13 protein-coding genes are annotated in these 13,938 nt (G+C 72.6%); 9 read left to right on the top strand and 4 right to left on the bottom strand.

All coding sequences use genetic code 11. The features are described from left to right. Positions 1-14: 14 nt before the first annotated feature. From ACIQI7_RS32700 to hutI, 3 genes are read left to right on the top strand one after another with little or no spacing between them, the layout of a single operon-like run. Positions 15-1,196: an allantoate amidohydrolase gene (locus ACIQI7_RS32700; protein ID WP_401117290.1), complete on the top strand. Its 1,182-nt coding sequence runs from the start codon at positions 15-17 to the stop codon at positions 1,194-1,196. Then, positions 1,193-2,545: a formimidoylglutamate deiminase gene (locus ACIQI7_RS32695; protein ID WP_401117143.1), complete on the top strand. Its 1,353-nt coding sequence runs from the start codon at positions 1,193-1,195 to the stop codon at positions 2,543-2,545. The genes ACIQI7_RS32700 and ACIQI7_RS32695 overlap by 4 nt, the downstream gene beginning before the upstream one ends. A gap of 34 nt (positions 2,546-2,579) precedes the next feature. After that, on the top strand, positions 2,580-3,755 hold the full coding sequence (gene hutI / locus ACIQI7_RS32690) for an imidazolonepropionase (RefSeq protein ID WP_401117141.1): 1,176 nt from the start codon (positions 2,580-2,582) through the stop codon (positions 3,753-3,755). 133 nt (positions 3,756-3,888) lie between these two features. Here the strand turns inward: hutI and ACIQI7_RS32685 are convergent, their stop codons facing one another. Next, a complete protein-coding gene (locus ACIQI7_RS32685; RefSeq protein ID WP_401117139.1) occupies positions 3,889-5,412 on the bottom strand; it encodes a peptide MFS transporter in 1,524 nt (507 codons plus the stop codon). A gap of 329 nt (positions 5,413-5,741) precedes the next feature. Between ACIQI7_RS32685 and ACIQI7_RS32680 the strand changes: the two genes are divergently transcribed. Together ACIQI7_RS32680 and ACIQI7_RS32675 are read left to right on the top strand one after the other, a co-directional pair. Next, positions 5,742-6,416 carry a response regulator transcription factor gene (locus ACIQI7_RS32680; RefSeq protein ID WP_030058577.1) on the top strand — a complete coding sequence of 225 codons (675 nt, stop codon included), beginning with the start codon at positions 5,742-5,744 and terminating at the stop codon, positions 6,414-6,416. A 53-nt stretch (positions 6,417-6,469) separates the two neighbouring features. Then, entirely contained in the window at positions 6,470-7,714 is a 1,245-nt protein-coding gene (locus ACIQI7_RS32675; RefSeq protein WP_401117137.1) for an ATP-binding protein, read from the top strand. A gap of 35 nt (positions 7,715-7,749) precedes the next feature. On the opposite strand, the gene ACIQI7_RS32670 is transcribed toward ACIQI7_RS32675, so the two are convergent. Continuing rightward, positions 7,750-8,244 carry a GtrA family protein gene (locus ACIQI7_RS32670; protein WP_401117134.1) on the bottom strand — a complete coding sequence of 165 codons (495 nt, stop codon included), beginning with the start codon at positions 8,242-8,244 and terminating at the stop codon, positions 7,750-7,752. Between the two features lie 325 nt (positions 8,245-8,569). Between ACIQI7_RS32670 and ACIQI7_RS32665 the strand changes: the two genes are divergently transcribed. From ACIQI7_RS32665 to ACIQI7_RS32655, 3 genes are read left to right on the top strand one after another with little or no spacing between them, the layout of a single operon-like run. Then, complete coding sequence (locus ACIQI7_RS32665) at positions 8,570-9,709, top strand: 5-(carboxyamino)imidazole ribonucleotide synthase (protein ID WP_401117287.1); 1,140 nt, start codon at positions 8,570-8,572, stop codon at positions 9,707-9,709. After that, positions 9,706-10,236 (top strand): 5-(carboxyamino)imidazole ribonucleotide mutase, encoded by a 531-nt coding sequence (gene purE / locus ACIQI7_RS32660; RefSeq protein WP_401117132.1) that lies wholly within the window; start codon positions 9,706-9,708, stop codon positions 10,234-10,236. The genes ACIQI7_RS32665 and purE overlap by 4 nt, the downstream gene beginning before the upstream one ends. Before the next feature lie 33 nt (positions 10,237-10,269). Continuing rightward, a complete protein-coding gene (locus ACIQI7_RS32655; RefSeq protein ID WP_401117130.1) occupies positions 10,270-11,484 on the top strand; it encodes a dipeptidase in 1,215 nt (404 codons plus the stop codon). Here ACIQI7_RS32655 and ACIQI7_RS32650 read toward each other — a convergent pair. Continuing rightward, on the bottom strand, positions 11,481-11,894 hold the full coding sequence (locus ACIQI7_RS32650; RefSeq protein WP_387756602.1) for a CoA-binding protein: 414 nt from the start codon (positions 11,892-11,894) through the stop codon (positions 11,481-11,483). The genes ACIQI7_RS32655 and ACIQI7_RS32650 overlap by 4 nt on opposite strands. Before the next feature lie 61 nt (positions 11,895-11,955). After that, entirely contained in the window at positions 11,956-13,293 is a 1,338-nt protein-coding gene (locus tag ACIQI7_RS32645) for a UDP-glucose dehydrogenase family protein (protein WP_387756603.1), read from the bottom strand. Between the two features lie 209 nt (positions 13,294-13,502). Here ACIQI7_RS32645 and ACIQI7_RS32640 point away from each other — a divergent pair. After that, positions 13,503-13,938, top strand: a 436-nt coding sequence (locus ACIQI7_RS32640) for an acyl-CoA dehydrogenase family protein (protein ID WP_401117127.1), incomplete at its 3' end; no start/stop codon positions are given.

The following is a 13,938-nucleotide window of genomic DNA, read 5'->3' as shown; positions in this document are numbered from 1 at the left end:
CGTCGTTCGAGGAGATGTGGGCGGAGCTGCTCCCCGTGGGCCGCTCCGCCTCCTCCGGCGGCTACCGCCGCTTCGCCTGGAACTCCGCCGACACCGAGTGCCGCGCCTGGTTCGAGCAGCAGGCCCGCGGCCGCGGCCTGACGTACGAGCTGGACCGCAACGGCAACCAGTGGGCCTGGCTGGGCGACCCGAACGGGCAGGGGGCCGTCGTCACCGGCTCGCACCTGGACTCCGTCCCGGACGGCGGCGCCTTCGACGGCCCGCTCGGGGTGGTGTCCTCCTTCGCCGCGCTGGACGAACTGCGCGCCCGCGGCGCCGCGTTCACCAAGCCCCTGGCGATCGTCAACTTCGGCGACGAGGAGGGCGCCCGGTTCGGCGTGGCCTGCATCGGCTCCCGGCTGACCGCCGGGGTGCTGTCGCCGGAGCAGGCGTACGAGCTGCGCGACGCCGACGGCGTCCGGCTGCCCGACGCGATGGAGCGGGCCGGCTACGACCCCACCGCGATCGGCGCGGACGACGACCGGCTGGCCCGGATCGGCGCCTTCGTCGAGCTCCACGTCGAGCAGGGCCGCTGCCTCGCCGAGGGGCAGCCGGTCGGCGTGGCCGGCGCGATCTGGCCGCACGGCCGCTGGCGGTTCGACTTCCACGGGGAGGCCAACCACGCCGGCACCACCCGGATCGAGGACCGCCGCGACCCGATGCTGACCTACGCCAACACCGTGCTCGCCGCCCGCAAGAAGGCCAAGCTGGCGGGCGCGCTGGCCACCTTCGGCAAGGTCGCGGTCGAGCCCAACGGCACCAACGCGATCGCCTCGCTGGTGCGCGGCTGGCTGGACTCCCGGGCGGCCGACGAGCGCACCCTCACCGAGCTGGTCGCCGAGATCGAGCGGGCCGCCGCCGAGCGCGGCGGGCGCGACGGCGTCCGGGTCGAGCTGACCCGCGAGTCCTACACCCCGGTGGTGGACTTCGACGGGCCGCTGCGCGACCGGCTGGCCAAGCTGCTGGACGCCCCGGTGCTGCCCACCGGGGCGGGACACGACGCCGGGATCCTGGCCTCCGCGATCCCGACCGCCATGCTGTTCGTGCGCAACCCCACCGGCGTCTCGCACTCCCCGGCCGAGCACGCCGAGCAGGCCGACTGCCTGGCCGGGGTCGCCGCCCTCGCCGACGTACTGGAGGACCTGGCGTGTCAGTGACCACGACGAGGTACTGGGCGCAGTACGCCTGGCTGCCGCACGACAACGGGCCCGTGGTCGAGCAGGACGTGCTGATCACCACCGGCCCCGGCGGGACGATCGCCGCCGTCGCCCCGGACAGCGGCCCCTGCCCGCCGGACGCCGTCCGGCTCGACGGGCTGCTGCTGCCCGGCCAGGCCAACGCCCACTCGCACGCCTTCCACCGGGCGCTGCGCGGGCACGTCCAGGTCGGCTCCGGCACCTTCTGGACCTGGCGCGACACCATGTACCGGTTCGCCGGCGCGCTGGACCCGGACCGCTACCTCGACCTCGCCACCGCCGTCTACGCCGAGATGGCGCTGGCCGGCATCACCGCCGTCGGCGAGTTCCACTACCTGCACCACGCGCCCGGCGGCGCCCGGTACGCCGATCCCAACGCGATGGGCGAGGCGCTGATCGAGGCCGCCGCCCGGGCCGGCATCCGGATCACCCTGCTGGACACCTGCTACCTCTCCTCCGGCTTCGGCGCCGAGCCGACGAAGCCGCAGCAGCGGTTCAGCGACGGCGACGCGGACGCCTGGGCGGCCCGGGCGGACGCGCTCAAGCCGCGCGAGCACGCCCGGATCGGCGCCGCCGTGCACTCGGTGCGGGCCGTCCCGGCCGAGCAGCTGGGCACCGTCGCGCACTGGGCGGCGATGCGCAAGGCGCCGCTGCACGTCCACCTGTCCGAGCAGACCGCCGAGAACGACGCCTGCCTGGCCGCGCACGGCGTCACCCCGACCCGGCTGCTCGCCGACCACGGCGCGCTCGGCCCGCGGACCTCGGCCGTGCACGCCACCCACCTGACCGACGAGGACGTCCGGCTGCTCACCGACTCCTCCACCACGGTCTGCATGTGCCCCACCACCGAGCGGGACCTCGCGGACGGCATCGGCCCGGCCCGCCGGCTCGCCTCGGCGGGCTCCCCGATCACCCTGGGCAGCGACAGCCACGCGGTGATCGACCCGTTCGAGGAGGCCCGGGCGCTGGAACTGGACGAGCGGCTGCGCACCCGCACCCGGGGCCACTGGACGGCGAACTCGTTGCTGCGGGCCGGCACCGAGGACGGGCACGCCTCGCTCGGCTGGCCGGAGGCCGGACGGGTCGAGGCCGGGGCGCTCGCCGACTTCACGGTGATCGCGCTGGACACCGTCCGCACGGCGGGACCGCCGCCCCGGCTCGGCGCCGAGATCGCGGTCTTCGCGGCCTCGGCGGCGGACGTGCGGCACGTGGTGGTCGGCGGCCGGCACGTCGTCCGGGACGGCGTGCACCTGCTGGTGGCCGACGTGCCGGGCGCACTGCGCTCCGCGATCGGCGCGCTGGACTGCTGACTCCTCTGTTCGACTCTCTTCGGAAGGCCTTGTCTTGAGCACCAGGACCACCTTGATCACGGGCATCGGCAGCCTGGTCACCAACGACCCCGGGCAGGGTGCCGGGCCGCTCGGCCTGCTGACCGACGCGGCCGTGGTGGTCGACGGCGACACCGTCGCCTGGGTCGGCCCGGCGGCCGGGGCGCCGGCGGCCGACGAGCGCTACGACGCGGAGGGCCGGGCCCTGCTGCCCGGCTTCGTCGACTCGCACGCCCACCTGGTGTTCGCGGGCGACCGCACCGCCGAGTTCAACGCCCGGATGTCCGGGCAGGCGTACTCGGCGGGCGGGATCCGGACGACGGTGGCGGCCACCCGGGCGGCGAGCGACGGCGAACTGGACGCCAACCTGGCCCGGTTCGTCCGGGAGGCGGTGCGCCAGGGCACCACCACCGTCGAGTGCAAGTCCGGCTACGGGCTGACGGTCGAGGACGAGGCGCGGGCGCTGCGGATCGCCTCCCGGCACACCCCGGAGACGACGTACCTGGGTGCCCACGTGGTCGCCCCCGAGTACGCCGAGGACCCGGCCGGGTACGTCGACCTGGTCACCGGCGAGATGCTGGACGCCTGCGCCCCGCACGCCCGCTGGGTGGACGTGTTCTGCGAGAAGGGCGCCTTCGACGGGGACCAGGCGCGGGCTGTGTTGACGGCGGGGATCGAGCGCGGCCTCACGCCGAGGGTGCACGCCAACCAGCTCTCGTACGGGCCCGGGGTGCAGCTCGCGGTGGAGCTCGGTGCCGCCTCGGCGGACCACTGCACCCACCTGACGGACGAGGACGTGGCGGCGCTGGCCGGCTCGGCGACGGTGGCGACCCTGCTGCCGGGGGCGGAGTTCTCCACGAGGGCCGAGTACCCGAGCGGGCGGCGGCTGCTGGACGCGGGGGCGGTGGTGGCGCTGTCCACCGACTGCAACCCGGGCTCCAGCTTCACCAGCTCGATGGCGTTCTGCATCGCCGTGGCCGTACGGGAGATGGGCATGACCCCGGACGAGGCGGTCTGGGCGGCCACCGCGGGCGGCGCCCGGGCGCTGCGGCGTACGGACGTCGGCGTGGTCGCGCCCGGCGCCCGGGCCGACCTGCTGCTGCTGGACGCGCCCTCGCACGTCCACCTGGCCTACCGGCCGGGCGTGCCGCTGACGGCGGCGGTCTGGCGGGCGGGCGTCCGCGAGGTCTGACGGGCCCGCGAGGTACGGGCCTTCCGGGGAGGGCCCGGCGGCCGACGCGCCGCCGGGGAACGGAACGGCCGGGGCCGCCGTGGATCTCAGGAATCCACGGCGGCCCCGGAGTCGTGAGCCGAGGGGCGGCTCGTCAGCGCACGTCGCCCATGAGGGCCTGGACCTTCTTGCGGTACGTGAAGACGGCGAACCCGGCGAGGGCCGCGAGTGCGGCCTGCATCGCGATGATCCCGGTGCCGTTGAGGTCGACGCCGGCCAGCGAGAGCAGCCCGGTGGTGCAGTCACCGGCGGTGACGGCGAGGAACCAGACGCCCATCATCTGGGAGGCGTACTTCTGCGGCGCCATCTTGGTGGTGACCGAGAGGCCGACCGGGGAGAGGCACAGCTCGCCGATGGTCTGGATCATGTAGATCGAGACGAGCCACATCGGGGAGACCTTGTCGCCGCCGTCCGCCATGTTCATCGGGACGATGAAGATGAAGAACGAGGCGCCGACCAGGAGCAGGCCCATCGAGAACTTCACGATGGTGTTCGGCTCCTTGTTCCGGCGGGAGAGCCAGATCCACAGCCAGGCGAAGACCGGCGCCAGCGCCATCACGAACAGCGGGTTCAGCGACTGGTACCAGGTGGCCGAGAAGCCGAAGCCGAACAGGGTGTCCGCGGTCTTCTTGTCCGCGAACAGGGAGAGCGTCGACCCGCCCTGGTCGTAGATCATCCAGAAGGCGGCGGCCGCGGCGAAGAACCAGATGTACGCGGACATCTTGGACTGCTCGGCGGCGCTCAGCTCCTTGTCGCGCTTGATCCGGACCAGCACGGCGACGGGGATGAGCAGACCGGCCAGGGTCAGCGGGACCAGGGCCCAGTTCAGCGTGTAGACGCCCATCGCGACGATGGCGCCGTAGAACGCGGCGGCGGCGAGGACCGTGACGCCGACCTTCACCAGCAGGCTCTTGCGCTCCGCCGGCAGCAGCGGGTTCGGGACCCTGCTGCTCTTCTCGCTCAGGTGGCGGCTGCCCAGCAGGAACTGCACCAGGCCGAGGGCCATGCCGACCGCGGCCAGGCCGAAGCCCAGGTGCCAGTTGTGCTCCTTGCCGATCGTCCCGATGACGAACGGGGCGACGAAGGCACCGAGGTTGATGCTCATGTAGAAGACGGTGAAGCCACCGTCGCGGCGCGGGTCCTCGGGGCCGTTGTAGAGGTGGCCGACCATCGTGGAGATGTTGGCCTTCAGCAGCCCGGAGCCGACCGCGACCAGGAGCAGACCGGCGAAGAACGCCGCCTGGCCCGGGACGGCCAGCGCGATGTGGCCGGCCACGATCACGGACCCGGCGATGGCGACGGTCTTGCGGGCGCCCCAGACCCGGTCGCCGAACCAGCCGCCCGGGTAGGCCATGAGGTAGACCATCGAGACGTAGACGGAGTAGATCGCCGTCGCCATCGTGGCCGTCATGGCGAGGCCGCCGCCCTGGCTGCCGACAGCGGCGTCGGCGCCTCCGGAGACCAGGTAGTAGATCAGCAGGGCGCGCATGCCGTAGTAGGAGAAGCGCTCCCACATCTCGGTCATGAACAGGGTGGCGAGACCTCGGGGGTGCCCGAGGAAGGTCTTGCCGCTGGGAGAGGCCGACGAGATGTCGGCTTCCAGGGTCTTAGACGCCATGAGTACTGGTTCCTTGCCTGACAGCGTCCGCCTAGGGGGGTGGCGGCGGACGTGGACGAAACCACTCTACGTGGCGACATTTGGCTTTATCAGATGACAAAAGCCTTGAATCAGGTACGGGAATGGCAAAGTTGGCAACACATCTGCCCGATCTATCGATGGTAGATCGGCGCGTCTTCCTTCGGTTTCAAGATCCAACCGGAGATTCTTCGCCGAACGGCCGGTCCGTCGCGGCGTGTTGAGGCCCTTTGTGGACTTGTATAACGATCACGCTCTGTGAACTACCTCACAGGGCATCCGGGCTCACCCCGGCGGACTACCATCACCCCATGACCTGTGTGCTGCTCGCCGAGGACGATCCGGCGATCTCCGAACCGCTCGCCCGGGCCCTGCGACGCGAGGGCTACGAGGTGCTCGTCCGCGAGGACGGTCCGACCGCACTGGCCGCCGGCCTCACCGAGGAGGTCGATCTCGTCGTCCTGGACCTCGGCCTGCCCGAGATGGACGGCCTGGAGGTCTGCCGCCGCCTGCGCGCCGACGGCAAGAGCTGCCCGGTCCTGGTGCTCACCGCCCGCGCGGACGAGGTGGACACCGTGGTCGGCCTGGACGCCGGCGCCGACGACTACGTCACCAAGCCGTTCCGCCTGGCCGAGCTGCTCGCCCGCGTCCGGGCCCTGCTCCGGCGCGGCAACGTCGACCAGCTCACCACCGGCGCGCACGGCGTGAAGATCGACATCGAGTCCCACCGCGCCTGGCTCGGTGACGAGGAACTCACCCTCTCCGCCAAGGAGTTCGAGCTGCTGAGGGTCCTGGTCCGGGACGCCGGCCGGGTGGTCACCCGCGAGGAGATCATGCGGCAGGTCTGGGACACCACCTGGTGGACCTCCACCAAGACGCTGGACATGCACATCTCCTGGCTCCGCAAGAAGCTCGGCGACGACGCGGCCAACCCGCGCTACATCGCCACCGTGCGCGGGGTCGGGTTCCGGTTCGAGAAGAATTAGCCCCTGACCAGGCCCTCGGCCGACAGCGGCGGACCACCCAGGGGAGCGGCGGCGTGAAGCGCAGGATGATCAACTCGCTGCTGGGCGTCGTCCTGGTGGTGGTCGTGGTGTTCTGCGTGCCGATCGCCCTGGTCGAGAAGCGGACCATCGTCAACTCGGCCCAGGACCGGGTGGACGCGGCCGCCGTCCGGGTGCTCGCCCTGGTCGAGAGCCGGCTCGCCGCGGGGGAGCCCGTCACCGGGCGGGCCTTCCAGAGCCAGGTCACCGAGGGCAGCTACGTCGAGGTGCAGGTGCCCGGCCAGCCGGTGGTCTCCGCGGGCGAGCGCCCGGCCGGGAGCCACCTGCTGAAGGCCGTCGAGCGCGGCAACAGCGGCGAGACCGTCACCGTCGAGCAGTCCCGCGAGGACGTCGACCACGAGATCGCCAACAACCTCCTGCTGCTCGGCGTGGTCGCCCTGCTCGCCGTCCAGGCCGCGGTGGCGCTCGCCGTCTGGCAGGCCAAGCGGCTCGCCCGGCCGCTCACCGACCTCGCCGAGACCGCCGAGCGGCTCGGCTCCGGCGACCCCCGCCCGCGCGACCGCCGCTACGGGGTGCCCGAGCTGGACCGGGTCGCCGAGGTGCTGGACACCAGCGCCGAGCGGATCGCCCGGATGCTCACCGCCGAGCGCCGGCTCGCCGCCGACGCCTCGCACCAGCTGCGCACCCCGCTCACCGCGCTCTCCATGCGGCTGGAGGAGATCACCGCCCTCGCCGAGGACCCGCGGACGGTCCGGGAGGAGGCGACCATCGCCCTCCAGCAGGTCGAGCGGCTCACCGACGTGGTGCAGCGGCTGCTCACCACCCAGCGCGACCCGCGCAGCCCGACCGCCGTCGCCTTCGACCTGGACGACGTGATCAAGCAGCAGGTGGAGGAGTGGGGCCCGACGCTGCGCGAGCAGGGCCGGGTGCTCTCCCTGGAGGGGCTGCACGGGGTCACCGTGGTCGGCACCCCGGGGACGGTGGCCCAGGTGCTGGCCACCCTGATCGAGAACTCGCTGATGCACGGCGCCGGGACGATCACCCTGCGGGTCCGGCCGTCCGGCACCTCGGTGGTGGTCGAGGTCCAGGACGAGGGCGCCGGCGTGCCGGCGGACCTCGGCAACCGGGTGTTCGAACGCGCGGTCAGCGGGCGCAACTCCACCGGCATCGGGCTGGCCGTCGCCCGCGACCTCGCGGAGGCGGACGGCGGGCGGCTCGAACTGCTCTCGCTGAAGCCGGCGGTCTTCGCGCTCTTCCTCGGACGCGGCCACCGGGACTGAGCGGCCGCACGAGGCGGGGGAGGGGGCTCCGGCGCCTACTCGGCCTTGGCGAAGCGGATCCGCTCGGCGGCCAGCATCAGCTCGGCCTGGGCGGCCAGCTCCTGGCCGCCGGCGGTGTCCGCCGCCTGCTGGGCGGGCAGCTCGACGGGCTCCGGCACGGCCTTGAACACCCAGGTGCGGTACGAGACGAAGCGGAACACGGTGGCGACGGCGAGGCCGATCACCTTGGCGCCGATCTGCTCGTAGTGCGAACGCAGGTCGAGCACGTACACCGAGAAGCCGAGCACGCCGGTCTCGATCAGCATGCCGATGCCGCTGTAGACCAGGAAGAGGGTGATCTCGCGCTTGCGGGAGGCGGCGTCGCGGTCCCGGTACAGCCAGTAGCGGTAGCCCAGGTAGTTGGTCGCGATGGCGATCACCGTCGCGACGATGTTCGACCGGACCGAGGCCAGGCCCATCCCGTTGATGCAGACCCAGAAGACGGCGAAGTTGACCACCACGCCGCTCAGGCCGACGATGCCGAACTTCACGACCTCACCCGTGAGCCCACGCAGTTTCTGCGCGAGCGGGGGTTTCGAAGCTGCGGTCGTCGCCATACCGGACTGCCTCCATGTGCCTGCGGGACGAAAGGGCCGGCCGCGACGGAGCGGCGACCCCTTGAGCCCTGCGTGCACGCACATGATCGGACCGCGCAGACCAGGACCTAGCCGACCAGGCTACCCGCTTCCACCGAACGGCTCAGCCCGCAGGGCGGCAGGTTGACATCTACGCGCGTCCGCTCCGAAGGCCCCACCTGCGACTCCACCGCCCCCCACCGGCCCGGATATCCTGGGCCGCGTGACTTCCCCGGGCAATGTGAATTTTCCAGTGGTCGGCATGATCGGTGGCGGGCAGCTGGCCCGCATGGCACACCAGGCGGGCATCCCGCTCGGGGTCAGGTTCAAACTCCTCGCCGACACGCCCCAGGACTCCGCCGCGCAGGTGGTCTCCGAGGTTGTCCTCGGTGACTACCGCGACCTCGACACCCTGCGCGCCTTCGCCGCCGGCTGCGACGTGATCACCTTCGACCACGAGCACGTCCCCACCGAGCACCTGCGGGCCCTGGAGGCCGACGGCATCGCCGTCCGCCCCGGCCCGGAGGCGCTGGTCAACGCCCAGGACAAGGGCGTGATGCGGGCCAGGCTGGACTCCATCGGCGTGCCCTGCCCCCGGCACCGGATCGTCGCCGACCCGGCCGACGTGACCGCCTTCGCCGAGGAGGGCGCCGGCTACCCCGTCGTCCTGAAGACCGTCCGCGGCGGCTACGACGGCAAGGGCGTCTGGGTCGTCGACGACGAGGAGCAGGCGCACGCCCCGTTCCTGGCCGGCGTCGCGGTGCTGGCCGAGGAGAAGGTCGACTTCGTCCGCGAGCTGGCCGCCAACGTGGTCCGCTCGCCCAGCGGCCAGGCCGTCGCCTACCCGGTGGTGGAGAGCGTCCAGGAGAACGGCGTCTGCGCCGAGGTCACCGCCCCCGCGCCGGACCTCGACCCGGCCCTGTCCGACGAGGCCCAGCAGCTCGCCCTGCGGATCGCCGGCGAACTCGGCATCGTCGGCCACCTCGCCGTCGAGCTGTTCCAGACCCGGGACGGCCGCATCCTGGTCAACGAGCTGGCCATGCGCCCGCACAATTCCGGGCACTGGACCCAGGACGGCGCGGTCACCTCGCAGTTCGAGAACCACCTGCGGGCCGTCCTCGACCTCCCGCTCGGCGACCCCCGCCCGCGCGCCGCGTGGACCGTCATGGTCAACGTCCTCGGCGGCGACTACCCGGACATGTACCGCCCCTTCCTGCACTGCATGGCCCGCGACCCCGGGCTGCGGATCCACATGTACGGGAAGGACGTGAAGCCCGGCCGCAAGGTCGGCCACGTCAACGTCTTCGGGGACGACCTCGAAGACGTCCGCGAGCGCGCCCGCCACGCGGCCGCCTACCTGCGAGGAACGATCACCGAATGACCTCCGCCGCTCCTGTTGTTGGCATCGTGATGGGCTCCGACTCCGACTGGCCGGTCATGGAGGCCGCCGCCCAGGCGCTCGACGAGTTCGAGGTCCCCTACGAGGTGGACGTCGTCTCCGCCCACCGGATGCCCCGCGAGATGGTCGCGTACGGCGAGCGGGCCCACCAGCGCGGCCTGAAGGCGATCATCGCGGGCGCCGGCGGTGCGGCCCACCTGCCGGGCATGCTCGCCTCGGTCACCCCGCTGCCGGTCATCGGCGTGCCGGTGCCGCTGCGCTACCTGGACGGCATGGACAGCCTGCTGTCGATCGTCCAGATGCCGGCCGGCGTCCCGGTGGCGACCGTCTCGGTGGCCGGCGCGCGCAACGCCGGCCTGCTCGCGGTGCGGATGCTCGCCGCCTTCGACCCCGAGCTGACCGAGAAGATGACCGACTTCCAGGCCGAGCTGAACAACCAGGCCACCGAGAAGGGCAAGAAGCTGCGCGCCAAGGTGGCCGGCTCCTCGTCCTTCGGCTTCGGCAAGTAATCCCGCTGGTGGGGGTGGGGTAGAACAGCCGGTATGACTTCTCGGACGGACTCCCCCACCCCGCTGGACCGCGCCCGCGCCCTGCTGCGCACCGCCCCCGTGGTGGACGGCCACAACGACCTCCCCTGGGCGATGCGCGAGCAGGCCGGGTACGACCTCGGCGCGCTCGACCTCGCGGCCGACCAGAGCGACCGGCTGCACACCGACCTCGACCGCCTGGCGCGGGGCGGGGTCGGCGCGCAGTTCTGGTCCGTCTACGTCCCCTCCTCGCTGGCCGGCGACCACGCGGTGAGCGCCACCCTGGAGCAGGTCGACTTCGTCCACGCCCTGGTCGAGCGCTACCCGGACCGGCTGCGGCTGGCCCGTACCGCCGCCGACATGGAGGCCGCCCGCGCCGAGGGCCGGATCGCCTCGCTGATGGGCGCCGAGGGCGGCCACTCCATCGACTGCTCGCTGGCCACCCTGCGCGCCCTGTACGAGCTGGGCGTGCGGTACCTGACGCTCACCCACAACGACAACGTGCCGTGGGCGGACTCCGCGACCGACGAGCCGGCGGCCGGCGGGCTGACCCGGTTCGGCGAGGAGGTCGTCCGGGAGATGAACCGGCTCGGCATGCTGGTCGACCTCTCGCACGTCTCCGCCGACACCATGCGCGACGCCCTGCGGGTGAGCGAGGCGCCGGTGGTCTTCTCGCACTCCTCCTCGCGCGCGGTCTGCGACCACCCGCGCAACGTCCCGGACGACGTGCTCGCCCAGCTGCCCGCCAACGGCGGGGTGGCGATGGCCACCTTCGTGCCGAAGTTCATCCTGCCCGCCGCCATCGAGTGGACCCGGGCCGCCGACGAGAACATGCGCGCCCACGGCTTCGACCCGCTGGACACCACCCCGCCGGCCATGGAGCGCCAGCGCGCCTTCGAGGCCGCCAACCCGCGCCCGATCGCCACCCCGGCCACCGTCGCCGACCACCTCGACCACATGCGCGAGGTGGCCGGCATCGACCACATCGGCATCGGCGGCGACTTCGACGGCACCGCCTTCCTGCCGGACGGCCTGGAATCGGTGGCCGGCTACCCCAACCTGGTCGCCGAACTCCTCGGGCGGCACTGGTCGGAGGCCGACCTGGCCAAGCTCACCTGGCACAACGCCGTCCGCGTCCTGCGCGACGCCGAGTCGGTGGCCGCCGGGCTGCGCGGCAGCCGCCGCCCGTCCATCGCCACCATCGACCGCCTGGACGGCTCGGGTTCCTAGCCGAGCCGCGGGATCTCGATGGCCGGGCACCTGTCCATCACCATGGCCGGCCCGGCCGCCCGGGTCCGTTCGTAGGCGGCCTCGTCCACCACGCCCAGCTGGAACCAGACCGCCTTCGCCCCGGCCGCCACCGCCTGGTCGGCCACCTCCCCGGCGAGTTCGGAGCGGACGAACACGTCCACCACGTCCACCGGGAACGGGATCTCGGCGAGCGAGGCGTAGCCCTGCTCGCCGAGGACCGTCTCGGCCTTCGGGTGCACGGGCACGATCCGCTTGCCGTACTTCTGGAGGACCCGGGCCACCCCGTACGCGGCCCGGGCGGTGTTGTTCGACAGGCCCACCACGGCCCAGGTGTCGCCCGCGCCGGTGAGGATCCCGCGGACCGTCGCGTCGTCGCCGTAGTTCGTCATGCCGGTACCAACGACGGCCGGGGGCTCGGGATTCCGGCCCGGGGCGCCGCGGGCGGGGGCGTCAGCTCGGGCGGCCGAGGGCGCGGTAGGTCCAGCCGGCGGCGCGCCAGGCGTCGGCGTCCAGGACGTTGCGGCCGTCGAGGAGGCGGCGTTCGGCGACCACGGCGCCGAGCACGGCCGGGTCCAGCTCGCGGAACTCGGACCACTCGGTGAGGTGGAGGACGACGTGGGCGCCCTCGGCGGCCTCCAGGGCGGAGTGGGCGTAGGCGAGGGAGGGGAACATCTTGCGGGCGTTGTCCACGGCCTTCGGGTCGTAGACGGTGACCTGGGCGCCCTGGAGCTGGATCTGGGCGGCCACGTTGAGGGCGGGGGAGTCCCGGATGTCATCGGAGTTGGGCTTGAAGGCGGCGCCGAGGACGGCGACCCGGCGGCCCAGGAAGCCGTCGCCGCACTGCTCGCGGGCCAGCTCGACCATCCGGGAGCGGCGCCGCATGTTGATCGAGTCGACCTCGCGCAGGAAGGTCAGCGCCTGGTCGGCGCCCAGCTCGCCGGCCCGGGCCATGAACGCGCGGATGTCCTTGGGCAGGCAGCCGCCGCCGAAGCCGAGGCCGGAGTTGAGGAACCTGCCGCCGATCCGCTCGTCGTAGGCGAGTGCCTTGCTGAGCTGGGTGACGTCCGCGCCGGCCGCCTCGCAGACCTCGGCCATCGCGTTGATGAAGGAGATCTTGGTGGCCAGGAAGGAGTTGGCGGCCGCCTTGACCAGCTCGGCGGTCGCGTAGTCGGTGACCATGAACGGCACCCCGGCGGCGATCGGCTCCGCGTACACCTCGCGCAGCAGCCGCTCGGCCCGCTCGCTCTGGGCGCCGACCACGATCCGGTCCGGCCGCAGGGTGTCCTGGACGGCGAAGCCCTCGCGCAGGAACTCGGGGTTCCAGGCGAGTTCGGCGCCCTCGCCGACCGGAGCCAGCGCGGCCAGCCGCTCGGCCAGCCGGGCCGCCGAGCCGACCGGGACGGTGGACTTGCCGACCACCAGGGCGGGGCGGGTCAGGTGCGGCGCCAACTCGTCGAGCGCGGTGTCGACGTACGACATGTCGGCGGCGAACTCGCCCTTGCGCTGCGGGGTGTTGACGCAGATGAAGTGCACGTCGCCGAACTCGGCGGCCTCCTGGGCGGAGGTGGTGAAGCGCAGCCGTCCGGTCGAACCCTCGTGGCCGGCCACGTGCTTGAGCAGCAGTTCGGACAGCCCGGGCTCGTACATCGGGACGCGGCCGGCGGTCAGCATGGCGATCTTGTCGGGGTCGATGTCCAGACCCAGCACCTCGAAGCCGAACTCGGCCATCGCGGCGGCGTGCGTGGCGCCGAGGTAGCCGGTGCCGATCACGGAGATGCGGAGGGTCACGGGTTCTCCTTGGATGCGGACGCGACCAGTACGAATGCCCTGATGCTATCCGTCCGCGCGGGGCGCACCGGGATCGCCCGGGACGCTAGGCAGCCGCAGGTCGGCGCCCTAGGATCTCTACTGAACGGTAGTTAACCGCGGATTCACTCGCACCGGGCACCGATCGGACCTCGATCGGGCGCCGGTCACCGAACGACGAGGCAGGCATCATGGCGGGCAGCGCAGGGGCGGCTGACTTCGATCTCTTCCGTATCTCCGAGGAGCACGGGATGCTCCGTGAGGCGGTGCGTTCGCTGGCCGAGGCGAAGATCGCTCCGTTCGCGGCGGAGGTGGACGAGCTGGGTCGGTTCCCGCAGGAGGCGCTGGAGGCGTTGCGGGGTGCTGATCTGCACGCGGTGCACGTGCCGGAGGAGTACGGCGGTGCGGGGGCGGACGCGCTGGCGACGGTGATCGTGATCGAGGAGGTCGCGCGGGTGTGCGCGTCGTCGTCGTTGATCCCGGCGGTGAACAAGCTCGGTTCGCTGCCGGTGCAGCTGTCGGGTTCGGAGGGGTTGAAGGCGAAGTACCTGGGGGCGCTGGCGCGGGGGGAGGGGATGTTCTCGTACTGCCTGTCGGAGCCGGAGGCGGGTTCGGACGCGGCGGGGA

The sequence above is a fragment of the Kitasatospora sp. NPDC092039 genome (genome assembly GCF_044756065.1).
Lineage (GTDB): Bacteria > Actinomycetota > Actinomycetes > Streptomycetales > Streptomycetaceae > Kitasatospora.
This window is presented reverse-complemented; position numbering and strand designations above follow the sequence as displayed.